Source organism: Streptomyces sp. NPDC097595 (genome assembly GCF_044761525.1).
GTDB classification, from domain to species: Bacteria; Actinomycetota; Actinomycetes; order Streptomycetales; family Streptomycetaceae; genus Streptomyces; species Streptomyces drozdowiczii_A.
The window spans coordinates 118,032-140,145 of the sequence record NZ_JBIWCN010000007.1; the positions used below are offsets into that span (position 1 = coordinate 118,032).

The 22,114-nt window shown below is 71.4% G+C and carries 16 protein-coding genes and 2 pseudogenes; 2 read left to right on the forward strand and 16 right to left on the reverse strand.

Annotated features, from left to right (window positions below; translation table 11 throughout):
* Nucleotides 1–8: 8 nt before the first annotated feature.
* The 13 genes and pseudogenes from ACIQZN_RS13555 to ACIQZN_RS13615 all read right to left on the reverse strand — a co-directional run bounded on the left by ACIQZN_RS13555 (nt 9) and on the right by ACIQZN_RS13615 (nt 17,105).
* A complete protein-coding gene (locus ACIQZN_RS13555) occupies nt 9–1,058 on the reverse strand; it encodes an NAD-dependent epimerase/dehydratase family protein (RefSeq protein ID WP_403991948.1) in 1,050 nt (349 codons plus the stop codon).
* Nucleotides 1,059–1,100: 42 nt separating this feature from the next.
* A complete protein-coding gene (locus ACIQZN_RS13560; protein WP_403991951.1) occupies nt 1,101–1,835 on the reverse strand; it encodes a lysophospholipid acyltransferase family protein in 735 nt (244 codons plus the stop codon).
* 79 nt (nt 1,836–1,914) lie between these two features.
* The gene (locus ACIQZN_RS13565; RefSeq protein WP_403991954.1) at nt 1,915–3,513 is read right to left on the reverse strand and encodes a sigma-70 family RNA polymerase sigma factor; all 1,599 of its coding nucleotides are present in this window, start codon (nt 3,511–3,513) and stop codon (nt 1,915–1,917) included.
* Between the two features lie 192 nt (nt 3,514–3,705).
* Complete coding sequence (locus ACIQZN_RS13570; RefSeq protein WP_403991957.1) at nt 3,706–5,832, reverse strand: glycoside hydrolase family 6 protein; 2,127 nt, start codon at nt 5,830–5,832, stop codon at nt 3,706–3,708.
* A gap of 139 nt (nt 5,833–5,971) precedes the next feature.
* Nucleotides 5,972–6,436: pseudogene (locus ACIQZN_RS13575) on the reverse strand (cellulose binding domain-containing protein); the annotation flags it as partial.
* A 57-nt stretch (nt 6,437–6,493) separates the two neighbouring features.
* Nucleotides 6,494–7,186, reverse strand: a pseudogene (locus ACIQZN_RS13580) (hypothetical protein); the annotation flags it as partial.
* A 77-nt stretch (nt 7,187–7,263) separates the two neighbouring features.
* Nucleotides 7,264–10,026, reverse strand: coding sequence for a glycoside hydrolase family 48 protein (locus ACIQZN_RS13585; RefSeq protein ID WP_403992313.1), 2,763 nt, complete (start codon nt 10,024–10,026; stop codon nt 7,264–7,266).
* 169 nt (nt 10,027–10,195) lie between these two features.
* A complete protein-coding gene (locus tag ACIQZN_RS13590; protein ID WP_403991960.1) occupies nt 10,196–11,737 on the reverse strand; it encodes an endo-1,4-beta-xylanase in 1,542 nt (513 codons plus the stop codon).
* A gap of 879 nt (nt 11,738–12,616) precedes the next feature.
* A complete protein-coding gene (locus ACIQZN_RS13595; protein WP_185992839.1) occupies nt 12,617–12,775 on the reverse strand; it encodes a hypothetical protein in 159 nt (52 codons plus the stop codon).
* A gap of 66 nt (nt 12,776–12,841) precedes the next feature.
* Entirely contained in the window at nt 12,842–13,792 is a 951-nt protein-coding gene (locus tag ACIQZN_RS13600; RefSeq protein WP_403991963.1) for a cytochrome c oxidase assembly protein, read from the reverse strand.
* A gap of 118 nt (nt 13,793–13,910) precedes the next feature.
* The gene (locus ACIQZN_RS13605; RefSeq protein ID WP_403991966.1) at nt 13,911–14,936 is read right to left on the reverse strand and encodes a 6-phosphofructokinase; all 1,026 of its coding nucleotides are present in this window, start codon (nt 14,934–14,936) and stop codon (nt 13,911–13,913) included.
* 167 nt (nt 14,937–15,103) lie between these two features.
* Nucleotides 15,104–15,832, reverse strand: coding sequence for a type 1 glutamine amidotransferase (locus ACIQZN_RS13610; RefSeq protein ID WP_403991969.1), 729 nt, complete (start codon nt 15,830–15,832; stop codon nt 15,104–15,106).
* Between the two features lie 34 nt (nt 15,833–15,866).
* On the reverse strand, nt 15,867–17,105 hold the full coding sequence (locus tag ACIQZN_RS13615) for a MurT ligase domain-containing protein (protein ID WP_018105235.1): 1,239 nt from the start codon (nt 17,103–17,105) through the stop codon (nt 15,867–15,869).
* 388 nt (nt 17,106–17,493) lie between these two features.
* Here ACIQZN_RS13615 and ACIQZN_RS13620 point away from each other — a divergent pair, with 388 nt between their 5' ends.
* Complete coding sequence (locus ACIQZN_RS13620) at nt 17,494–18,660, forward strand: alanine--tRNA ligase-related protein (protein ID WP_403991972.1); 1,167 nt, start codon at nt 17,494–17,496, stop codon at nt 18,658–18,660.
* A 48-nt stretch (nt 18,661–18,708) separates the two neighbouring features.
* Here the strand turns inward: ACIQZN_RS13620 and ACIQZN_RS13625 are convergent, their stop codons facing one another.
* The gene (locus ACIQZN_RS13625; RefSeq protein ID WP_403991975.1) at nt 18,709–19,902 is read right to left on the reverse strand and encodes a right-handed parallel beta-helix repeat-containing protein; all 1,194 of its coding nucleotides are present in this window, start codon (nt 19,900–19,902) and stop codon (nt 18,709–18,711) included.
* Between the two features lie 170 nt (nt 19,903–20,072).
* Nucleotides 20,073–20,750, reverse strand: a complete 678-nt coding sequence (locus ACIQZN_RS13630; protein ID WP_403991979.1) for a 2-phosphosulfolactate phosphatase — start codon at nt 20,748–20,750, stop codon at nt 20,073–20,075.
* 124 nt (nt 20,751–20,874) lie between these two features.
* On the opposite strand from ACIQZN_RS13630, the gene def reads away from it, so the two are divergent.
* Nucleotides 20,875–21,420, forward strand: a complete 546-nt coding sequence (gene def, locus ACIQZN_RS13635; protein ID WP_403991982.1) for a peptide deformylase — start codon at nt 20,875–20,877, stop codon at nt 21,418–21,420.
* A 16-nt stretch (nt 21,421–21,436) separates the two neighbouring features.
* On the opposite strand, the gene ACIQZN_RS13640 is transcribed toward def, so the two are convergent.
* The gene (locus ACIQZN_RS13640) at nt 21,437–22,087 is read right to left on the reverse strand and encodes a TetR family transcriptional regulator (RefSeq protein WP_403991985.1); all 651 of its coding nucleotides are present in this window, start codon (nt 22,085–22,087) and stop codon (nt 21,437–21,439) included.
* Between the last annotated feature and the right edge of the window lie 27 nt (nt 22,088–22,114).

Sequence of the window (22,114 nt, forward strand, 5' to 3'; positions counted from 1 at the left end):
GCCCGGTCTCACCCCTTGCGGTCGTGCTCCGTCAGCCAGGCGTCCTCCGCCGCGTAGTCGAACAGGCCCGTCCCGTACGCCCGCACCATGGCCGGGTACGCCTCCCGCCAGTCCCGTCCGGCCAGCTGCCCGGCGATCCACTCGACGGTCTCCGGCAGCGACTCGGCGTACCCCGTCACCGGCCGGTAGCCGAGTTCCCGCTCGGCCGCCGACATGTCGTACACGATGGGGTGCGGCGCGCTCCACGGCGTCGAGCCGACGCCCTCCGGAGTCGGGTCGCCCGGCATCAGCACCGTCTCCGTGCTCAGGCCCAGCACCGCGTCCACCGCCTCACCGATCTCCGCGACCGTCGGCGCCTGCGGATCGGCGGCGTTGAGCACCCGGGATCCGGGCCGGGCGGCGGCCAGCCGGATCAGCTCGGCCACGTTCGCCGCGTGGACCGGGTGGAAGCGGGACGCCCCGCCGTACGCCAGCACGCGCCGGGTCCGGCCGTCCAGCGCCCGCTTGACGAAGTACAGCTCACGCGGCGAGCGGCAGTACGGGCCGTGCACCGCGCCCGCCCGCAGCAGCGTGGCGGGCAGCGCGTCGCCCGCCGCGAGGAGATCGCGCTCCAGCCGGATCTTGCGCGTCGCGTACGTGTCCTCGCCCGGCGCCACGGTGGACAGCGACTCCCGGATCGGTACCGGATAGCAGGGCTCCCCGCCCGGTTCGCCCATCGTGTCGAAGCTGTGGCCCTTCTCGTCCTCGTACACCGCGCCGCTGGAGACGACGACCGCCGAGCCGATCCGGTCGGCGAGCCCGGTCAGCTGTTGGGCGTGCTGCCGCCCGTACGCCACCATGTCGACCAGGACGTCGCAGCCCGGCCCGAGCGCCGCCGCGAGCGCGCCCTCCTCGTCGCGGTCCAGGGCGACCGCCCTGACCCCGTCGTCCCACCGCCCGTCACGGCTCCCGCCGCGCGAGGCCGCCGTCACCTCCCAGCCGTCCTCCGACAGCGCGCGCACCGCGGCCCGCCCTATCTGTCCCGTTGCTCCCAGCACCCATGCGTGTCCCTTGCTCATGCCCGAACGCTAGGCCCGGGCCACCCCTCTGACCAGGGGCGTTCACTGCTCGCGAATCCGCTGTCGGCGTCGTCGTTTCGGGAACCGGCCCGGCTGCTTCTCCCCGGCCGCCTGCTTGACCTTCACCGCGTACTCGTCCACGTACTCCTGTCCGGAGAGCCGCAGGATCGCGTACATGATCTCGTCGGTCACCGCGCGGACGGCCGCCTTCTGGTCCTCCAGGCCCGCGTAGCGCGAGAAGTCCAGCGGTTCGCCGAAGCGGATGGTGACGGGCTTGAGGCGGGGGAGCCGGCGGCCGGGCGGCTGGATCTCGAACGTGCCGACCATCGCGCACGGCACCACCGGCACCCGCGCCCGGATGGCCATCACCGCCACCCCGACCTTGCCCTTGTAGAGGCGTCCGTCGTGCGAGCGGGTGCCCTCCGGGTAGATGCCCAGCAGCTCGCCCCGCTCCAGCACCCCGATGCCCTCGCGGATCGCGGCCTGCCCCGCCTCCTTGCCCGAGCGGTCCACCGGGATCTGGCCCGCGCTGCGGAAGAAGGCGGCCGTCAGCCGGCCCTTCACGCCCGGGCCCGTGAAGTACTCCGCCTTGGCCAGGAAGGTGATCCGCCGCTTGAGGATGGCGGGCATCAGGAAGTGGTCGGAGAACGACAGGTGGTTGCCCGCGACGATCGCGGCGCCGTCGTCCGGGATGTGCTCCGCGCCCTCGATGGCCGGCCTGAACAGCAGCCGCAGCACCGGCCCGAGAACGACGTACTTGAGGACGTAGTAGAACACGGTCTCTCCCCGGTCCGGTGGTATCAGCGGGTCGATGATGGAGACGTGTACCCCGCGCCCGCCGGGCGACGCCGGGGCCTCACATCCGCGCGCCGAAGTCCTGGGTCCAGACGATGCCGCCGGGGCTGTCCTGGATTCCCACGCCCAGCTCCTTGAACGAGCAGTTCAGGATGTTCGCCCGGTGGCCCGGGCTGTTCATCCAGGAGTTCATCACGTCCGCCGGCGTCCGCTGCCCCTTCGCTATGTTCTCCCCGTACGTGCTCCACCGGTAGCCGGCCGCCGTGATCCGCTCGCCGGGGCCCGAGCCGTCCTGCGAGGTGTGCGAGAAGTAGTCGTGCGCGGCCATGTCCTCGGAGTGCCGCTGCGCGGCGGTCGTCAGCTCGTCGTTGCCGGTCACCGGCGAGCAGCCCTCCTTCGCGCGCTCGGTGTTGACCAGGGCCAGGACCTGTTCCGCGTCCGAGGGCGGGCTCGGCGTGGGCCGGTCCGGGGCCGGCCGGGTCGCGGAGGGCGCCTTCGTGGCCGGCGGACGACTGGTCGCGGGGGACGTCTTCTTCGGCTTCGCCCGGTCCTTCTTCTTCGTGGCACTCGGGCTCGGACTCCCGGCGGAGTGCGAGGGCGAGGCGGACGGCGTCGCGGAGGCGGACTCCTCGGCCGAAGCGGTCGCGGTGACGGAGCCGTCGGCCTCGGGGGCGGAGGCGACGGAGACCTCCTCGTCCCCGTCGTCGCCCGTCGACAGATGGACGGCGGCGCCCCCGGCCCCCAGCACGCCCACCGCGAGGACGGACGCCACCACGGCGTTGCGCCGGCGGCGGCGCGCCTGGTCCCGCCGCCGCGCCGCCCGGCCCGGCCGCGCGGGCGCGTCGAGGGGCAGGCCGGCCGCGACCTCGGTCAGCCGGGGGTCCCGGCCCGCCCCGGCCACCGCGAGCGGCACCAGCGCGAGGCCCACGAGCAGGCCCTCCGCCGGCACCAGGCCCGAGCCGAACCCCGAGCAGACCGTGCAGCCGCGTGCGTGCCGTGCGATGCGCTTGCGCCAGAGCGGCGAGGGCGCCCCGTCCCAGCCGATCAGGATGTCGTCCAGCAGGACGCACCGGGGCTGCGCCGCCAGCGCGCCCACCACCACGCGGGCGGTGTCCAGCTGCGCCTTCATCCGCTGCACGCGTACGGCGGTGTGCTCGGGCGACAGATTCATCGCGGCGGCCACCTCGGCCCGGGTCAGCTCGCCCGCCGCCTCCAGCCACCAGAGCGAGAGCAGCGCCCGGTCGTCCTCGTCCACCCAGCGGGTCGCCTCGGCGACCTGGCGGCGCTGCCCGGACAGGCCGAGCCGCAGGATCGTCACGTCCACGAAGTCAGCCGCGGGATCGACCCGGTCGTGGCCGGTGGCCAGGGGTTCCACGGGAATGGCGGCGGACTGCCGGTCGCGCCAGTGCCCCCGTATCTCGTTCATCGCGATGGCCACCAGCCAGGAGCGGAAGCTCTCCGGATTCCGCAGGCCGGGCAGGGCGCGCAGCATGCGCAGGACCGTCTCCTGCACGACGTCGTCCACGTCCGCGTGGCCGTTCAGCGCGCGTCCGACGATGTTGTAGAGCAGCGGAAGACAGGACGCGACGAGCCGGTCCTTGGCGGCGGCGTCACCGGCCCGTGCCGCCTTGATCAACGCCCGTTCGCGGTCCTGGCCCATGCTGTGCTCACTCTTCCGGAGTCCTGTTCTGGCTTCACGCACACCTGGGAGATGCCGCCCGGCCGGAGACCATAACAAAAACCCGTCGCTCACTTGTACGTAAAGAGGTCCGCCCCTCGGCGCGCAAAGAAGTCCGGCCCCGCCACACAGGTGGCGGGGCCGGACGGAGTCACCGGGCTGTCCGGTCACTGATCAGGGCGCGGTGCCCCAGGAGAGCGCACCGGCCGTGTACACGCCGACCTTCGAAGCGTCGGCGAACGAGCTGCCCGTGCCGTGGCTGTAGTCGTCCGCCTCGTTGAAGTTGGACCAGTCACTCTTGTTCAGCCGCAGCTGCATCTCACCGGTGGAGGCGCCGGCCGCGAGGGTGCCGCTTCCGAAGGAGACCTCCAGGTAGTGGCTGGCCCCGGCCGTCGAACCGCCCGACTTCACCGCCAGGCTCAGCTTCCCGCAGCCCAGGACCGCGTAGTCGCACGCGGTGCCGAAGGTGGAGGCGCCGGACTCGGGGGTGAACCAGTAGCGCAGCTTCACGGTGGACAGGTCCACCGCCGTGCTGCCGGTGTTGACCAGCTGGAGACCGAACCGGATCTGGTTGTCGGTCGCGGAGTTGTCGTTGTTCTTGTACTGGACCTTCAGCGCGCCCGTTCCGGTGCCGCCCCCGGCGGAGGTGGTGACGGAGAGGGCCGAGGAGGCCGCCGAGACGTTACCGGCCGCGTCCTTCGCCTTGACCGTGTAGCTGTAGGCGGTCGAGGCCGACAGACCCGTGTCGGTGTACGAGGTGGTGGTGGTCGAACCCACCTTGGCGCTGCCCCGGTACACGTCGTAGCCGGTGACCGCCTTGTTGTCGCTCGAAGCCGACCAGGACAGCGAGACGCTGCTGCTGGTCTTCGCCGAGGACGTCAGACCCGTCGGCGCGGTCGGCGCCTGGGTGTCGGTGCCACCGCCGGGGTTCTCGCCACCGCCGCTGATCGGCGGGTAGGCGTTGCGGACCAGCTCCTGGAACTGCGCGGAGAACCAGTGACCCGCCAGCGGCGAGTTCGGCAGCGCGCCCGTCTTGCTGTTGCCGTTGCGCCCGTTGCCCTCGTAGGTCGGGTCGCACATCCGGTCGAAGCCCTTGCCCTCGTCGTTGTCGACGGGGGCGCTGTTGCCGTCCGACTCCCCCGGGGGCTTCGCCCACACATAGGCGTCGATCCCGGGCTCGGGGGCGCTGGTGGGACGCTCACCGATGCCGGCACCGCTCTGGTTGCACCAGTTGCCGGCGTGGATGCGCCGGTCGACGCGGCCGCCGTTCACGTAGTCGTCCACGCTGGTCAGCGGGCCCGCGGAGGTGGGACGGTCGGCGCCGCCCCAGCCGTTGCGGGCGGTGTCGATCAGCATGCCGATGTTCGAGTTGAAGCCCTGGCCCACCAGCTGGGTGCGCAGCGCCTGGGCGAACGACAGCTCATCGACGTAGTAGTTCCAGTCGACCCACTTGGACTGGCGCACGGTGGTGCCGTTGACCGAGTCGGTGACCTTGAAGTTCGGCTCCTTGAGGGCCGAGTAGTTGGCGGTGTTCACAATGAAGCCGGCGACGTCGTTCACGGTCGCGCCCTCGGAGGTCGCGGCCTTCTTGAACTCCAGGCCCGCCGGGGCCATGTTGGAGTCCCAGCCCAGCCAGCCGTGGTGGGCGGCGTCCACGTAGTTGTAGACGTTCGGGATCGCGCCCAGCGTGTGCAGCGCGTACCCGATGCCCTTCTCGTAGTTGCCGTTCGCCTTCATCGTCGCGCAGGCGTCGGTCGAACCGGCCGTGCCGCCCGCGTTGGTGACGATGTTGGGCAGCGAGTCCGGCTCGATGATGGTGACGATCCGCAGGTTCGCGTACGCCGGGTCGGCGAGGATGTCGGAAATCGGGTCGATGTAGTCGCTCTTGTACCGGTCGAGCTCCGTGGGGCCGAGCTCACCGTTGGAGGCCAGCGCCGCACAGTCGCGCCCCGGCAGGTCGTAGATGACCACCTGGAAGAGGTTCGCGCCCTGGTCGAGGGCGGTGTCCAGGTGCTCGCGCAGACTCATCGCCCCGGGCGTCCCGCCGATGGCCGCGATGCGGTCCATCCAGACGAAGGCCGGCGTGTCGGCTATGGCCGAACCGCCGGGCTCGGCTGCCGCCTTGGCGGACCAGTCCGGGTTCACATACGCCTTGGCGCCCACGTACGGGTTGTCGACCCGGGCCGCCGCCGCGTCGGCGGTGGTGGGGATCGCCACCGCCAGCGCCGCGCCCATGGCCAGGGCGGAGGCTGCGGCCAGCCTCCTGCTCAGCCGGTTCTTGATGGTGCCTCTGGTACTCATTGCGGCTCCGTGCTCCTCTCGTACGCCTGCGGAAACTCCCCGCAGACGGGTTCTTGGGGGGTGCTGCCCGATGGCGGGCTCAGCGGGGTGAGTGTTCGACCCGCCATCGGGAGTGATGGGTGACCGGCGGTGCGGCCGGTCAGGGGGCGGTGCCCGAGGACAGGGCGCCGTTGACGTACACCCCGACCTTCGGGGCGTCGGCGAAGGACGTGCCGGCGCCCCGGCTGTAGTCGTCGGACTCGTCGAACGCCGACCAGTCCGACTTGTTGAACCGGAGCTGGATCTCTCCGGTGGAGGCCCCGGGGGCGAGGCTGCCCCCGGTGAAGCCGACCTCCAGGTAGTGGCTCGCGCCGGCGGCGGAACCGGCCTGCTTCACCGTGTGCGTCACGTTTCCGCAGCCGACGACCGCGTAGTCGCACGCGGTGCCGAAGCCGGTGGCGCCGGACTCGGGGGTGAACCAGTAGCGCAGCTTCACCGTGGACAGGTCCACCGCCGTGCTGCCGGTGTTGACCAGCTGGAGGCCGGGCCGGATCTGGTTGTCGGTCGCGGAGGAGTCGTTGTTCCTGTACTGGGCCTTGAGGGCGCCGGTCGTGCCACCCCCGCCGGGATCCCCGTCGCCGTCGCCGCCGTCCTGGCCGGCGCTCGCCTCGAAGGAGAACTCCTTCATGCCGAGCCCCTGACCGCCCTGCCAGATCTCGAACCCGGCCTCGGCGTCGATGAGGTAGTGCGCCGGGTCGATCTGCCCCCGGCCGACACCGTCGTCGATCAGGCTCTTCACGTCGAAGCCGGTCAGCTCGGTCGCGCCGCCCTGGAGGACGTACGAGATCACCTTCCAGCCCGAGGCACCGGGACCGGTCCACACGTCCCAGGTCCGGCCGTCGAGCTGGACCGTCGCCGTGCGGGAGCCGATGGGCTGGACTCCGCCCCGGTGGTTCATCCAGATCATCAGCTCGGTGCCGTCCGGCTGGTCGTCGGTGGCCGGCGCCGAGTTGAACCAGACGTCCATCGAGACGTTGTACGCGCCGGAGCCGGTCTGGGTGGTCGACCAGTCGGTGCGTACGCTGCCCAGCTCGTCCACCCGCAGCGGCAGCCCGCTGTCCGTCGTGCACGCCCCCCAGTGACAGCCCTTGTAACTGGAGGGGTACGTCGCCGGCGCGCCGTTCGTCGGCAGGTTGAACGAGGCCGTGGTGACCGACCAGGCACCGGTGTCCGGGTCGACGCCGACGCACTGCTGGCTGTCGGAGTTCCACTCGTTCTGCTGGTAGAGGTACTCCCCGCCGCGCAGTTCGGTGGTGCCCCAGGGCGTGCAGTCGGTGACCGGCGACGCCGAGGCCGAGGACGCGCCGGTCAGCATCGACGCGGCGGCCAGGACCAGGGCGGCGGCGGTTCCGGCCAGCGCCGGCAGCGGTCGGCCCGTCACGGCCCGGCCTGTCACGGCTCGACCCCCCAGGCCAGGGCGCCGGCGACATAGGCGCCGACCTTGGAGGAGTCCGCGTACCCCGTGTTGGTGGCCCGGCTGTAGTCGTTCGCCTCGTTGAAGTTCGACCAGTCGCTCTTGTTGAGCCGGAGCTGGATTTCACCGGTGGAGGCGCCTGCGGCCAGCGAGCCCGCGCCGCCGGCGAACCCGACCTCCAGATAACGGTCGGCCCCCGTCTTCGGGCTCGACACGGCGACCACCGCGTGCGTGATGGTGGAGGAGCCGAGCGCCGCGTAGTCGCAGTAGGTGCCGAAGGTGCTCGGTCCGCCGTCCGCGGTGAACCAGTACCGGACCTTCACCGTCGACAGGTCGATGGGCGCGCTGCCCGTGTTCACCACCTGGAGGCCCAGCCGGATCTGGTTGTCGCTCGCCGAGGAGTCCGTGTTCTTGTACTGCACCTTCACCGCGCCGGTCCCCGACGAGCCGCCGGCCTTCGTCTTGGCGAGGACCGCGTCCGACAGCGCCGAGGTATTGCCGCCCGCGTCCCGCGCCGCGACCGCGTAGGTGTACTCGGTGGCGGCGGCGAGCCCGGAGTCGGTGAACGTCCGCCCGGTCGCGTTGCCCGCCAGCACACCGTTGCGGTACACGTCGTAGCCGGTCACCGCGGTGTTGTCGGTGGACGCGGACCAGGAGAGCGAGACGCTGTCCTTGGTGGTCGCCGTCACCGTGAGCCCGCCCGGCGCGGTCGGCGGCTCGGTGTCGCCGCCCGGCTCACCGCCGCCGCCCTCCACCAGCAGCTCCGCGTAGATCGCGAAGGCCAGGGCGAGCGCGGCCTGCGCCCAGAAGCGGTGGTACGTGAAGACGGGCGCGTCGCCGCCGTCCAGGTACGCCTGCACCTTCGGCCAGTCCGGGTCGTCCTTGTACCAGCTGCGGATGCCGATGAAGGTCGAACCGGGCCGGACCGGGTCGCCGTTGGGCATGGTGCCCGACCAGCCGGACGGGATGTACACCTCGTCGTCGAACCGGTTGTAGTCCAGCCGGGTCTCCGGCACCGAGATGCCCTTGTCCGTGGCGTTCAGCGCCATCGCGTCCAGCAGCGCCTTGGCGAGCGCCGCCGCGTCCTCGTCGCCCGACTTGGCGGCGTAGTAGGTGAGCGTCTTGACGTACGCGGCGCCCACGCCGACGTCGTTGGCGTAGTCCACCACGGACACGTGCAGGCCCGCGTTGTCACCGGGCGAGGAGGCGTTCCAAGTGTCGGGCTCCCCGGTCCAGTTGAGGGTCGAGGGGAAGCGGAAGCTGCCGTCGGAGCCGATGGTCGTCTCGCTCGACGCCCAGGCGACCCACTTCGAGAGCACCGCCTCGGCGGCCGCGTTGCCGGTCACGTAGTAGTAAGCGGCAACGCGCTCCATACCCCACGCCTGGAAGCCGAACCAGTTGTTGCTCGCCGGGTCGTGGTACACCGGCTGCCAGTCGTACGCCATCCCGTAAAACGTGGGCGAGCCGGCCGGGGGCTCGCTGTAGCTGCCCTCCCAGCTGTTGGTGCAGCCGCCCGCGAGGGCGCCCTCGCTGGACTGGAGCCAGGTCAGGAACTCCAGCTGCCGGGTCAGGCTCTTGGACCAGTCCGACCTGGCCGACGCCGACTTGGGGGTGAGCGAGGGCACGTTGGACAGCGCCCAGGCGGCGAGCGGGTTCTGGTAGCCCTGGTGCGAGGCGCCGTCCCCGATCCGCCAGGCCCAGCCGCCGCCGCTGCCCGCGGCGGCCCCGCCCCAGGCGTAGTACCAGGACAGCAGGTAGTGCTGGGAGTCGCGGCCGGAGGCGGCCGGGCAGGAGTTCGGGTCGGTGCAGTCGCCGACGCGCTTGAAGTACTTGTCGAACATGGCGTAGCGGAGGTAGTCGCCCATCTTGGCGGCCTTCGCCACCGAGGCCGCGACCTGGCTCTCCTTGCCCTGCTCGGAGGCCCAGCGGTACGCCCAGTAGGCCGCCTGCACCGCGCGGGCGTCGGCGTCCGGCGCGTTGGTGTACTTCCACTGCTTGGCGTAACTGGAGTCCTTGACGAACAGGTCGAGATACCCGTTGGGACCGCCGTACTTGAAGAGGTCCGTGGTCGGCTGCGGGACGGTCTCCCAGACCGATTCCTGCGCACCGCGCTGGTAGGTGTTGATGAAGGAGGCGCCGGCCCCCGGCCCGGCCTCGCCGCCGGTGCCCGGCTTGTTGCCGTAGCCGTAGACGTTGTCCAGGTCCATCAGCCAGTGCATGCCGTAGACGTCCATCGTCCCGTAGGACGAGGCGAGTTCGGCCGACAGCGGGTCGGTGCCCACCGGCACCGTGCCGTCCAGCGCGGAGGGGTAGCCGCTCGGCAGCGGGTGCTCGGGGGCGTAGGTCGCGGGCGCCGAGGGGTTGTACGAATCGCTGGTGGACTGGTCGGCGTGCTGCGGGATGATCGTCTTCTCCGCCACCGCCCAGGCCGCGTTGAACGGCGCCCAGTCACCGGTCACCCTGCCGTACGCCGCCTCCAGCCACATCCAGAAGCTGACGGCCTCCGACGTCGTCTGGTGGCCGTGGTCCGGCGCCTCGACCATCAGGGTCTCGACCGAGTGGTACGGGAGACCGTCCGGGCTGAAGTAGCCGTTCGCGGCGTCCTTGATCTTGCCGTACTGGGTGAGGAACGCCTGCGTGTACGGGTCGTCGCCGGCGGCGGCCGCGCGGGCTCCGGTACCGGTCTGTGCCGAGGCGGGCCGGGCGATCGCGGTGCCCTGGGCCAGTCCGAGGGCCAGCACGCTGCCGCCGAGGGCGCTGCTGAACGTTCTACGTGATATCGACACAAATCCTCCAGTGGCGGGTGTCGTCGAGGGGGAGGGGAGGAGGGGAAGCGGTGGGGACGGGGTGCGGCGGTTGCGCGAGGGTGTGTGCGGAGGGGGTGCGGGGGCCTGAGCGGGGCCCCCGGGATCAGGGCTCGATGCCCCAGACCAGTTCGCCGCCGACGTAGACGGTGACCTTCGAGGCGTCCGCGTACGAGACGCCGGTGCCGTGGCTGTAGTCGTCGGACTCGTTGAAGTTCGACCAGTCCGTCTTGCTGAGGCGCAGCTGCATCTCGCCGGTCGAGGCGCCCGGGGCGAGGGTGCCGCTCGCGAACCCGACTTCGAGGTAGTGGTCGGCGCCGGCCTTCGGGGTGCTCGGCGCGACCACCCGGTGCGTGATGGTGGAGCAGCCGATCGGGGACCAGTCGCACCAACTGCCGTACGTGGTCGCGCCGTTGTCACCGGAGAACCAGTAGCGGACGGTCACCGCGGGGAGGCTGACGGGGGTGGTGCCGGTGTTCACGAGTTGGAGGCCGGGCTTGATCTGGTTGTCGCCGGCCGAGGTGTCGTTGGCGCGGTACATGGCCTTCAACGTGCCCGGCGTGGAGCCGTCGTCGCCCCCGCCGTCCTCGTCACCCAGGGCGGTGCGCACGGCGGCGTAGGCGGGCTTGGGGGCCAGGTTGTCGTCGTACAGGTTGGCCGCACCCTCACCCGGGAAGGTGCTCGGGACCCAGGAGTACTTGTCCGTGTAGTCCCAGACCGTGATGCCGACGCAGCGCTGGACGGCGAGGCAGGCGTCGACCACCTGCGCGTAGTAGGAGGACTGGGTGGCGAGCTTGGCGGCGTCCGCCGGAAGTTGCATGCGCACGTCAAGTTCAGTGACGGCGACGTCCAGGCCCAGATCGGCGAACCGCTGCATGTTCCCCTGCATCTGGTACGGGAAGCCGTACTGGATCGCCAGGTGCGCCTGCATCCCGACCCCGTCGAGCGGCACGCCCTCGTCGAGCAGATCGCTCACGAGGTCGTACATCGCGTCGCTCTTCGCGCCCTTGCCCTCGACGTTGTAGTCGTTGATGTAGAGCTTGGCGTCCGGGTCGGCGGCGTGCGCCGCGCGCAGGGCCTTGGCGATGTAGTCCTTGCCCATCGCGTTGTAGAACGGGCTGGTACGGAAGGTCCCGTCCTCGTTGAACGGCTCGTTCACCACGTCCCACGCGGCCACCTCGCCGCGGTAGTGGGTCGCCTCCGCGGTGATGTGGTCGGTCATGGCCGTCTCCACCTCGGCGGAGGGCAGTGAGCCCACCCAGCCGGGCAGCTGGCTGTGCCAGACCAGGGTGTGGCCGCGCACGGTCTGGCCGTGCTCCTGGGCGAAATCGGTGATCACATCGCCCTTGGTGAAGTCGAACTGGCCCCGGACCGGCTCGGTGGTGTCCCACTTCATGGAGTTGCCGGGGGTGATCTGTCCGAACTCGCTGCCCAGTTTCGCCGCGTAGGCCGCGTCGGGGAGCTCGGGGTTGTCGGTGGCGGAGCCGAAGTACTTGCCCTGGGCCGTGGCGAGGTCGTGCAGTGTGTCCTGCGATGCGGCCGACGCCGGCCCACCCGCCGCCAGGCCGGTGGCCAGGGCCAGTGCGCCGACCACGAGGGCCGGGAGCCCCGGGGAGCGGCGGGGCCTACAACGCTTCACCAAGCTCATGACAAACGCCTTCCTCTGCCGACGACGCGGAACGTCACGGGGAGCGCGGCTGCGCCCCGTAACGCCCCTGCGGCTCAACGGCGTTGGGGGAGAAGGGGAGGGGGTGGAGTGTGCAAGTCTTGATTGTGGGAGCGCTCCCAAGGTGGCGTGGCGACAGGCACCTGTCAAGAGTTAAAGCGCAACTGGCTTACGGCGGTGTGAACGCGGCCACACGTCGAACGGACCGCCCGCGCAGCGGAGTTGACGACCGGGTAACCGCCGGTGACCGGGCCGGGGAGGCGTCCCGCCGCACCCGTGGAGACGTTCGCAATCGCACGCGCGGGGCCGCGGGCGCGGCGGGACGCCTCCCCGCGGTGGTCACTCGGGGGGAGGTATTCACCCTGTGCGGTGACGGGCTCCACGGTGCTCGGCCGACGGAGAACCACCAGGGCAGCGGCACCTGCGGGAGGTGCGTGCCGCCCTCGCGACGACAGCGACCCGTGCGTCGAAACCGACGGGGAGTGACCAGAGGTGCGGCAGCGGCGGCCGCCGCCCGGAGCGTTTGCGCCGTTCGCAACGCTGCCGCCGGGCTGGTAGGTGTACGCCGCAACGGCAGGGTGCCCATGGTGGCGCAGGCCCGACTGCGCACCCCGGCCGGAACCGGTTGCGGCCGGTCACCGTATGCACCGGTTCACCTTCGCGTAACGCCGCCGGAACCGCCCGCCCGAAGTTCCCGGAGCACCGCATGGGAGCGCTCCACCACCCCCGGCGCTATCAGAACCCCCGCGTTCGCCGGTACATCCGCCGCCCAAGACGGACGAGGTGAGGTTCGCCGGAGCTGCTCCGGGCAGGCTCGGCGCTTCGGCCCCGTAACAGACAGTGGGCGGCTCCGCCGCCCACTCACGTCTCCCGCGTAGCCGCCATCCCGATCGTAATCAGCCCCAGGATCACCCAGCCGAACCAGAGCCAGCCGTTGCTTCCCAGGGCCACCGTGTATGCGGTCACCGCCACCAAGGCGCCGGCGGTGAGCATCCCCATCGTCTTCGTGGATCCGGACATGCGCGCACCCTCCTCATCGGCCGCGCGGCCGTAAAGGCCATCGTCACCCGAAAGGAGGGTCCGCCGCTACTGTCCGCGCGCCTGCAACGACGCGAGATACGCGTTGTACGCCTGGAGCTCCTGGTCCCCGTCGCGGTCCGCCGCCCGGTCCGAGCGCTTCGCCGTCCGCTGTTCCGAGCGGTACCACTGGAACACCAGGGCCACCAGGACCACCACCGAGGGGATCTCGCTGAACGCCCACGCGATGCCACCCGCCGCGCTCTGGTCGGACAGCGCGTCGATGCCGAGCGAGGGCGACGGGTTCTTGTACACCTCCACCATCGGTGTGGAGGCCATCATCAGGGCGATCCCGAAGAACGCGTGGAACGGCATCCCGGCGAAGAGCTCCAGCATCCGCATCACATAGCCCGGGCGGTGCGGCCCCGGATCGACGCCCATGATCGGCCAGAAGAAGAACAGGCCGACCGCCAGGAAGTGCACCATCATCGCCAGGTGCCCGGCCGTGGAGCCCATCAGGTAGTCGAAGAGCGGCGTGAAGTACAGGCCGTACAGGCTGGCGATGAACAGCGGGATCGTGAACGCCGGATGCGTGACGATCTTCATGTACCGGCTGTGCAGGAGCATCAGCAGCAGCTCGCGCGGCCCCTTCGTGCCACGCGGCGCGACCGGCAGCGCGCGCAGCGCGAGCGTCACCGGCGCGCCCAGTAGCAGCAGGATCGGCGACAGCATGCTGATCACCATGTGCTGCACCATGTGCACGCTGAACATGACCATGCCGTAGTCGTTGAGCCGGGTGCACATCACCAGCGCGATCGTCAGCACACCGACCACGAACACGACCGTGCGCCCCACCGGCCACGCGTCCCCGCGCCGCCGCAGCTTCAGCACCCCGTACCCGTACAGCAGCACCGCCAGGACGCAGCCGATCAGGAAGAACGGGTCCGCGGAGAAGTGGAGTCCGCGTCCCAGCGTGAACGGCGGCAGGTCCATGTTCATGCCGTGCCCGCTGTGATCCATCTGTTCACTCCCGACGGGAACGCCGGGACGTCCCTGTTTCGTGCTGGTTGTCCCGACCAGACTAGAACCGCCCCCGGCCGAGGATGCGGCCGGGGGCGGTCTCGTGTCGGGGTGTCGCTCAGAGCACGCACTCCGCCTCGGCGTACCGGGCGGCCGGGACCGTCTTCAGGGTCTCCACCGCGTGCGCGAGGGGCACCAGCGTGATGTCCGTGCCGCGCAGCGCCGTCATCATGCCGAACTCGCCGCGGTGCGCCGCCTCCACCGCGTGCCAGCCGAACCGGGTCGCGAGCACGCGGTCGTACGCGGTCGGCGTGCCGCCGCGCTGGACGTGGCCCAGGATCACCGGGCGGGCCTCCTTGCCGAGGCGCTGCTCCAGCTCGACGGAGAGCTGGGTCGCCACGCCGGTGAAGCGCTCGTGGCCGTAGATGTCCTTGGCGCCCGACTGGAAGTCCATGGAGCCCTCACGCGGCTTCGCGCCCTCCGCGACGACGACGATCGCGAACTTCTTGCCGGCCGAGAAGCGCCGGCCCACGACCTCGGTCAGCTCGTCGATGTCGAAGGGGCGCTCCGGGACGACGATGGCGTGCGCGCCGGCCGCCATGCCGGAGTGCAGGGCGATCCAGCCGGTGTGGCGGCCCATGACCTCGACGATCATGACGCGCTGGTGCGACTCGGCGGTGGTCTTCAGCCGGTCCAGCGCCTCGGTGGCGACGCCGACGGCGGTGTCGAAGCCGAAGGTCACATCGGTCGACGCGATGTCGTTGTCGATGGTCTTCGGCACCCCGACGATCGGCAGACCCGCCTCGGACAGCAGGTTCGCCGCCTTGAGGGTGCCCTCGCCGCCGATCGGGATGATCGCGTCGAGCCCGAGATCCTGGACGTGGCCGCGGGCCGTCTCGACGCCCCCGCGCAGATGCGCCGGCTGGACCCGGGAGGAGCCGAGGATCGTACCGCCACGGGCGAGGATGCCGCCCACGGCGTCCAGGTCGAGCTTGCGGTAGTCGCACTCCAGGAGGCCCCGCCACCCGTCGTGGAAGCCGATGACCTCGTCGCCGTGGTCGACCACAGCGCGGTGGACGACGGACCGGATGACGGCATTGAGGCCGGGGCAGTCGCCGCCGGAGGTGAGCACACCAATTCGCATTGCCCGGGAAACCTTTGCAACGTGGGCCGACGACCGGACCACGTCGTCCGGTTGGATCCCCGCCACCCTACCGGCGCAGGGTGGCGGGACCGAACCGGGCGTCCGCCTGCTGGACGCCGCTCATCCGAGCCATGCGCCCCTCATCGGACGACCAGCGAAATGCCTGGTCAGGCGGGCTGGGTGGCAGCCGCGATGCGCTCCGCGCGCAGCGCCTCGTACCACCGGTCGTCGGTCGGCGGGAGCGCGTTCACATCGAGGGCCAGCTTCAGCAGCAGGTCCGCGATCATGGGGTTCCGCGCCATCACGGGACCGTGCATGTACGTGCCGAACACGGTGTCGTTGTACGCGCCCTCGGTGCCGTCGCCCGTCCCGTTGCCCCGGCCGAACCGCACCCGGGCGAACGGCCGCGCCGTCGGTCCGAGATGCGTGACGCCCTGGTGGTTCTCGAACCCGGTGAGCGGCGGAAGCCCCAGGTGCGGATCGATGTCCGCCAGCACGTCGCCGACGCACCGCGCGCCCTCGCCGCGCGTCGAGACCACGTCCAGCAGACCGAGACCCTGCTCGCGCTCACCGAGGTCGTTGATGAACTCGTGGCCGAGGATCTGGTAGCCGGCGCAGACCGAGAAGATGATCGCGCCGTTGGACGCGGCCCGGCTGAGCCCGCCGTCGCGGCGCAGCCGCTCCGCCGCGAGCCGCTGCGGCCGGTCCTCGCCGCCGCCGATCAGATAGATGTCGCCCGACGTGGGCACCGGCTGGTCGCTGCGCACGTCGACGCGCGCCACGTCCAGGCCGCGCTGGCGGGCCCGGCGCTCGACCACGAGGGCGTTGCCCTGGTCGCCGTAGGTGCTCAGCAGGTCCGGGTACACCCACACCAGCCGCAGGCTGTTGTTGCTCATGCTTCGTCCTCTCCGGAGGGGCCCGGGGCCGGGGTCAGTTGCCGACACGGCGGCGCAGGTCCTGGAAGGCGGTGTAGTTGGCGATGACCTCGATGCGCCCGGGCGGAGCCTGCTGGACGGCCTCGTCCAGGTTCTCGCAGACCCGGAAGTCGAGTCCGGCCACTTCGAGGCGGACCGCGAGGTCCAGCTTGCGGTCGCCGAGCACGAAGATCGGGTGGCCCGCGAGCTGGGTGTAGTCGACGTCCCACAGCCACGAGGTGTCCGTGCCGTCCGCGCCGCGCGCGTTCACGGAGAGGATGACCGGGGTCGGCGGCGGGTCGATCAGCGAGAACGTCTCCAGCCAGCCCGCCGGGTTCTTCGCGAGGAGGAGCCGCAGTTCACGGCCGAGGAAGTTCACCACGTCGTACCGGCCTGCGACGGCCTGCACCTGGTACATGCGCTCCAGGGCCACCTGCGGCGGCACCCCGAAGACGGCGGCGACGGCCGCCGAGCTCGTGGCGTTGGCCTTGTTGGCGCGGCCGGGGAGCTGGAGGTGGATCGGCCACGCCGAACCGTGCGGGTCGAGCACGTAGTCGCCGTGCAGCACCCAGCTCGGCGGCGGACGCCGGAAACCGCACTCGCCGCAGAACCAGTCGTCGCCGGGGCGCTGCATGACCCCGCCGCAGGACGGGCAGGACCAGGCGTCGTCCTTCCAGGCCTGGCCGGCCGCGACCCACACCACGTTGGGGGAGGAGGAGGCCGCCCAGACGATCAGCGGGTCGTCGGCGTTGGCGACGATCACGGCCTTGGAGCCGGAGAGGCCCTCGCGCCACTTCTCGGCCAGCATCCGCGTCTCCGCGGCCCGGTCCAGCTGGTCGCGCGAGAGGTTGAGGAGCGCGATCACCTTGGGCGTCGTGTCGCGGGCCACCCCGGCGAGGTACTTCTCGTCGACCTCGATCACGCCGTACTGCGCGTCGGAGCCGCCGGCCAGCGCCGATGTGATGCCCGCCGGCATGTTGGCGCCGAGCGCGTTCGACACGACCGGGCCGGCGGCACGCAGCGCCTCGGCGATCAGCCGTGTGGTGGTCGTCTTGCCGTTCGTCGCCGAGACGAGGATCACGTCCAGGTGCTGCGCCAGCCGCCCGAGCAGGTCGGGGTCGAGCTTGAGCGCCACCCGGCCGCCGATCACCGATCCGCTGCCCCGCCCGGCCGCCCGCGACACCGCCGCAGCGGCCTTGCCCGCCGTCACGGCCAGCTTGGCCCGCGGCGACAACGGCTCCGTGTTGCCTGCCATCGTCCTAGATCCTCCTTGCATCGGTCCGCCGCCCAGCCTATCGATGTCCGGCACTATGACCGCACGGCGGCACCGTCCGGCACGTGGACTTCCCGTGGAATGGAGGACGCGTGAGCGGGCCGTCGCGTTCTCCATGGGCCCGCCGACGACGAAATCCGGGTGCACGGGCGGCCGGGGGCGCGTTACCGTCGGCGTATGGACGTCAACGGCATCACCACCACCGCGACCGCGCGAGCGACCAGCTCGCCGGTTGCCGCCGTCTGACTTTCCCCTCCCCCGGCGACCGGAAACGGTCCGTCGGTGATTGCCGTGGTGATTCCTCCCCGGCCGGGTGACCGAACGGCCCGTTCTCCGGCGCCTCCCCGCCACCCGCGAAGGAGCCGTCCCCATGGACACCGAACAGCTCGCCCGTACCTTCCTGGAGTACTTCGAGGAGCGCGGCCACCGCCGCATCACCGGCTCCACCCTGCTGCCGCCGCCCGGCGACCCCGTGCTCTTCACCACATCCGGGATGCATCCCCTCACCCCGTACCTGGAGGGCCGCCCGCACCCGCTGGGCAACCGGCTGGTCAACCGGCAGCGGTGCCTGCGCACCACCGACCTGGACGAGGTCGGCGACGCCACCCACCTCACCGTCTTCGAGATGCTCGGCAGCTGGTCGCTGGGCGACTATGAGGGCCCGCGAAGCCTGGAATGGGGGTACGGGCTGCTCACCGAGGGCCTGGGCATCGACCCCGGCCGGCTGCACGCCACGGTGTACGCCGGGGACGAGCGCACCGGGCCCGACACCGCCTCGCTGCGGAGGTGGCAGGAGCTGGGCGTGCCCGTGGAGCCGACCGTCGAGGACAACTGGTGGTCCAACGGGCCGACCGGGCCGTGCGGACCCGATTCGGAGATTTTCCTGTGGAGCGGCGAGGGGCCGCCCGTGTCCACGCCCACCGGGGACGACCGCTGGGTCGAGGTGTGGAACCACGTCACGATGAGCCACCGCAGGCTCGACGACGGATCGCTGGTGCCCCTGCCGCAGCGCAATGTCGACACCGGGCTCGGTCTGGAGCGGCTGGCCTCGCTGCTCCAGGGCAAACGGTCGGTGTTCGAGTGCGATGTGTTCGACCCCTGGCGCCGTGTCGTACCGGGTCTCTGGCCGCTGGACGAGCCCTCGCTGCGGCTGGTCTGCGACCACCTCCGCTCCGCCGTCGTGGTCATCGGCGACGGGGTCCGCCCGGCCGCCACCGGGCGCGGTTACGTGCTGCGCCGGCTGCTGCGACGGGCCCTGACCGTGCTCCGCCGCGACGACCCCTCGCGCACGCTCGGCGATCTGCCGCCCGAGCCGGTCCGGCACACCCTGGACCACTTCCGGCAGGAGGTGGACCCCGGCGAGGTGCTGCGGGTGCTGGCCGACGAGGAGAGCCGGTTCGTCCGGCTCCTGGAACGGGGCCGGCAGGTGCTGGCCCGGCCCCGCTTCCGGGGCCCGCTGACGGAGGAGGACCTGCACTACCTCCACGACACCCACGGGCTGCCGCGCGACCTGGTCACGAGCCTGCGGGAGGAGTGAGACGGCGGCGGTGCCGGGGGTCGGCCACCCCCGGCACCGCCGGACGCGTTACGGAGTGACCACGGTCCCGCCGAAGGAGACGACCAGGCGGCCGTCGGAGGCGAACGACCAGTCCAGGGCCCCGTCGTACGCGGAGCAGCGGGAGCCGTTCGCGCCGGTCCAGAACTGGTTGGAGCCGTCCGCGTCGCCGACGGTCTTGTCGTTGGAGCCGTCACCGCCGCGGCAGGAGGTGTTGTCCCGGAACACCGAAGTGCCCTTGTCGAAGGAGAAGTTGCGCTCCTCGTTGTCGATGCCCACGTTGTCGGACACGGTCATCGAGCCGGGGTTGCTGTTGTACGTGAAGCCGTGGTGGCCGTTGTTGTAGGCGATGTTGCGCCGCACGATGTGGTCGACCTCGATTCCGTCGCCGCCGAGCTTGAAGCCGTTGCGGTCGCCGTCCTCGTTCACGGTCCCGTCGGAGAGGGTGCCGTTGTCGTAGCTGAGGGAGTCCTCGATGGTCACGGGGCCGATGGGGCCGGTGTCCTTCTTCGTGTAGAGGTCCCAGCCGTCGTCGATGTTGTTGTGCGAGACGGTGTAGCGGAAGACGTTGCCCGGTCCTGCGGTGAGCTTGGCGGCGAACCCGTCCGCGTCCTCGCCGTCGGAGTCCGCGTTGTCGTGGGACTCGGAGCTCAGGACGAGGTTGTTCGCGGGCCACTCGTTGTCGGGGGTGTCCGAGGAGATCCGGGAGATCTGGAGCCCCGAGTCGTGGTTGAAGCGGGTCACCACGTGCTCGATGACGTTGTCGCTGCCGCCGACGAAGATGCCGTTGTCGCCGGCGTGTTCGACGGTGAGCCCGTCGATGTGCCAGTAGTCGCCGTTCACGGCGAGCCCCCGGTTGGCCGGGTCCTCGTTCATCTCCGAGAAGTTCAGCACCGGCCGCTCGCCCGGGTACGCGGCCATGGTGGTGCGGGCGCCCGAGGTGCCGTCGTTGCCCGGCGGGACGGTGACCGTCTGCCCGTAGCGGTACGTGCCGCCGCGCAGGTAGATCGTGCCGCCGGCGTTCACCCGGCTGATCGCCGAGGCGAGCGTGGTGGGGTCCGACTCGGTCCCGGCGGCGTCGGCGGTGCCGTCCGGTGCCACGTACAACGCGGCGGCTGCGAGGGAAGCGTTTTCCTGGCCGGGGGCGGCCTGCGCGGTGGTACCCAGGACGGCGAGCGAACCGGCCAGCAGGCCGGCACATGCGAGAACAGGCTTGAGCTGCATCTTCGACTCCAGGTGGGGGGAGTGAACCGGACGGACTGCCGCCCGGCATGGTGCAAGCGCTTTCCGTCGACCGTAGAGTGGCGCCATGGGCACGTCAATGGTCATGCATGTGTTCGGTGATCGGATATGTGAACGCCGAATGCCGCGCCTTTGCGTGAAGGTGGACGCCTCTACGCGAACGTGTACGGGCGCAGCACCATGAGGGCGTCCTCCTGCGTCGCCACCATGGCGAAGGGGAAGCGGTCGAGTTCGAGGCAGAGCGCCACGTCATCGGGGTGGGCCCCCGCGCGTATCCCCTGGGCGAGCTCGGCGGCGGCGCGCGAATCGCCGGCCCGGCGCAGGAACGGCGCCGCGTCCGCCGCCTCCCCGGCCGCCCGGCGGGCGATGTACTGGGCGCACGCCAGGTCCTCCTCGGCGCGCCCGTCCTCACCGGTGACCACGAAGGTGACGTCGTCGCCCCCGCGTTCCCGCAGCAGCCGCGCCGTCGCCTCGGCCACCACGAAGCCGGCGCACAGCACCAGCGGCGCGTCCTTCACCGCGAGGGCGCCGACCGTCCCCGCCGTGGTCTTCTGCACCACGGTCCGGCCGCCCAGGTCCCGCGAGCGCAGCTGTCCCGGCGAGTTGACGGCGTCGAACCCGGGCGCGGGCGCACCGTCCTTGAGCGCCACCCAGTCCGGGTGACGGCCCTTGAGGGCCAGTGCCTCGTCCAGTGAGCCGGCGAGCACGATCTTCTCCGCGCCCCGCGCGAAGGCCCAGGCGGCCACCGTGTAAGCGCGCATGACGTCGACGACGACCGCCACGGAAGGGGTCGCGGACAGCTCGGCGATGCCGAGGAAGCGGGTGTTCATCCGCCCATGATCGCCCACGGCCGACCGCGTCCGCCCGGGTGACCGAGGCCGGGGCGTTGACGCGGGCTCCGGGTGGGCTGTCCGGCGTCTCCGGCGCCATCCCGTGGAACGTACGATGACCGCCATGCGCAACCGCCCGATCCCCGGCAGCTCCGGAATCGTCCGCACCATGAGCCTGCTCGGCGACCCCGTCCTGCACGCGGCGTGCGAACCGGTCACGGAGTTCGGCCCCTCGCTCGCCCGGCTCGTCGAGGACATGTTCGCCACGATGTACGAGGCACGGGGCGTCGGGCTCGCCGCCAACCAGATCGGTGTGCCGTCACGGGTGTTCGTCTTCGACTGCCCCGACGACGAGGACGTGCGCCACCTCGGGCACGTGGTGAACCCGGTCCTGGTGGAGGCGGACGGGGTCACCGTGCGCGGCTCCGAGGGCTGCCTCTCGCTTCCCGGTCTTGAGGCCGGCACCCCGCGCTTCGACCACGCGGTGGTCGAGGGTGTCACCGTGACCGGCGAGCCGGTCCGGATCGACGGCACCGGGTTCTTCGCCCGCTGCCTCCAGCACGAGTGCGACCACCTGGAGGGCCGGGTCTACACCGACCGGCTGACCGGGCTGCGCCGGGCGCGGGTGCTGCGCGCGGCGCGCCGGGCGTCGTGGGCGCGTAAGGGCTGACCGGCCGGGCGGTCCGTCAGAAGCCGGGGCCGTCCGCGCGGTCGCCCGCAGCGGCCAGCCTGCCCCAGAGGAGGTCGGCGAGGCTCCGGACCAACTGCTCGCGCGAGCACGGGCGTTCGCCCAGCCACCAGTCACCGGCCGCGTGCATCATGCCGACGATGCCATGGCCCCAGATCCGAGCCATCGCCTCGCTGTCCGGGCCGAGGTCCACCCGTTCCGCGATCACCATGGCCAATTCCTCGCCGAGGCGGCGCAGCAGCGGTGCGGAGTGCCGGCCGACGTCGAAGCCCTGCTCGGGGGAGGGGGCCGAGTCGTCGGACGGGTGCATCAGGAAGCGGTAGACCTGGGGGCGGGCCTCGATCGCCGCGAGGTAGGTGTCGAGCGTCGACTCGACCCGGGCGCGCCGCTCGGCGGGGGCGTCGAGTGCGGCGCGCAGGGCGCTCAGCAGTGCGTCGGTGTGCCGCTTGGCGAGGGCCCGGTAGAGCCCGCCCTTGTCACCGAAATGCCGGTAGAGGATCGGCTTCGTGATGCCCGCCTCCGCCGCGATGGCGTTCATCGAGGCCCCGGGGCCGTCCCTGAGCACCACGCGGTCGGCGGCGTCGAGCAGCTCTCGGCGGCGGCGCTCGGCCGTGGTCCGCTGGCGCTCGGCCTGTCGTGTGGTCTCCATGTCGTCTCTCCCACCCCTGGCCGTGCC

What these genes read in the sequence shown, in the direction of transcription:
- ACIQZN_RS13615 (WP_018105235.1), bottom strand. Translation starts at nt 17,105, where the DNA reads ATGGCAGGCAACACGGAGCCGTTGTCGCCGCGGGCCAAGCTGGCCGTG.
- def (WP_403991982.1), top strand. Translation starts at nt 20,875, where the DNA reads ATGCGCAACCGCCCGATCCCCGGCAGCTCCGGAATCGTCCGCACCATG.
- ACIQZN_RS13630 (WP_403991979.1), bottom strand. Translation starts at nt 20,750, where the DNA reads ATGAACACCCGCTTCCTCGGCATCGCCGAGCTGTCCGCGACCCCTTCC.
- ACIQZN_RS13590 (WP_403991960.1), bottom strand. Translation starts at nt 11,737, where the DNA reads ATGAGCTTGGTGAAGCGTTGTAGGCCCCGCCGCTCCCCGGGGCTCCCG.
- ACIQZN_RS13625 (WP_403991975.1), bottom strand. Translation starts at nt 19,902, where the DNA reads ATGCAGCTCAAGCCTGTTCTCGCATGTGCCGGCCTGCTGGCCGGTTCG.
- ACIQZN_RS13565 (WP_403991954.1), bottom strand. Translation starts at nt 3,513, where the DNA reads ATGGGCCAGGACCGCGAACGGGCGTTGATCAAGGCGGCACGGGCCGGT.
- ACIQZN_RS13610 (WP_403991969.1), bottom strand. Translation starts at nt 15,832, where the DNA reads ATGAGCAACAACAGCCTGCGGCTGGTGTGGGTGTACCCGGACCTGCTG.
- ACIQZN_RS13600 (WP_403991963.1), bottom strand. Translation starts at nt 13,792, where the DNA reads ATGGATCACAGCGGGCACGGCATGAACATGGACCTGCCGCCGTTCACG.
- ACIQZN_RS13570 (WP_403991957.1), bottom strand. Translation starts at nt 5,832, where the DNA reads ATGAGTACCAGAGGCACCATCAAGAACCGGCTGAGCAGGAGGCTGGCC.
- ACIQZN_RS13640 (WP_403991985.1), bottom strand. Translation starts at nt 22,087, where the DNA reads ATGGAGACCACACGACAGGCCGAGCGCCAGCGGACCACGGCCGAGCGC.
- ACIQZN_RS13555 (WP_403991948.1), bottom strand. Translation starts at nt 1,058, where the DNA reads ATGAGCAAGGGACACGCATGGGTGCTGGGAGCAACGGGACAGATAGGG.
- ACIQZN_RS13595 (WP_185992839.1), bottom strand. Translation starts at nt 12,775, where the DNA reads ATGTCCGGATCCACGAAGACGATGGGGATGCTCACCGCCGGCGCCTTG.
- ACIQZN_RS13605 (WP_403991966.1), bottom strand. Translation starts at nt 14,936, where the DNA reads ATGCGAATTGGTGTGCTCACCTCCGGCGGCGACTGCCCCGGCCTCAAT.
- ACIQZN_RS13620 (WP_403991972.1), top strand. Translation starts at nt 17,494, where the DNA reads ATGGACACCGAACAGCTCGCCCGTACCTTCCTGGAGTACTTCGAGGAG.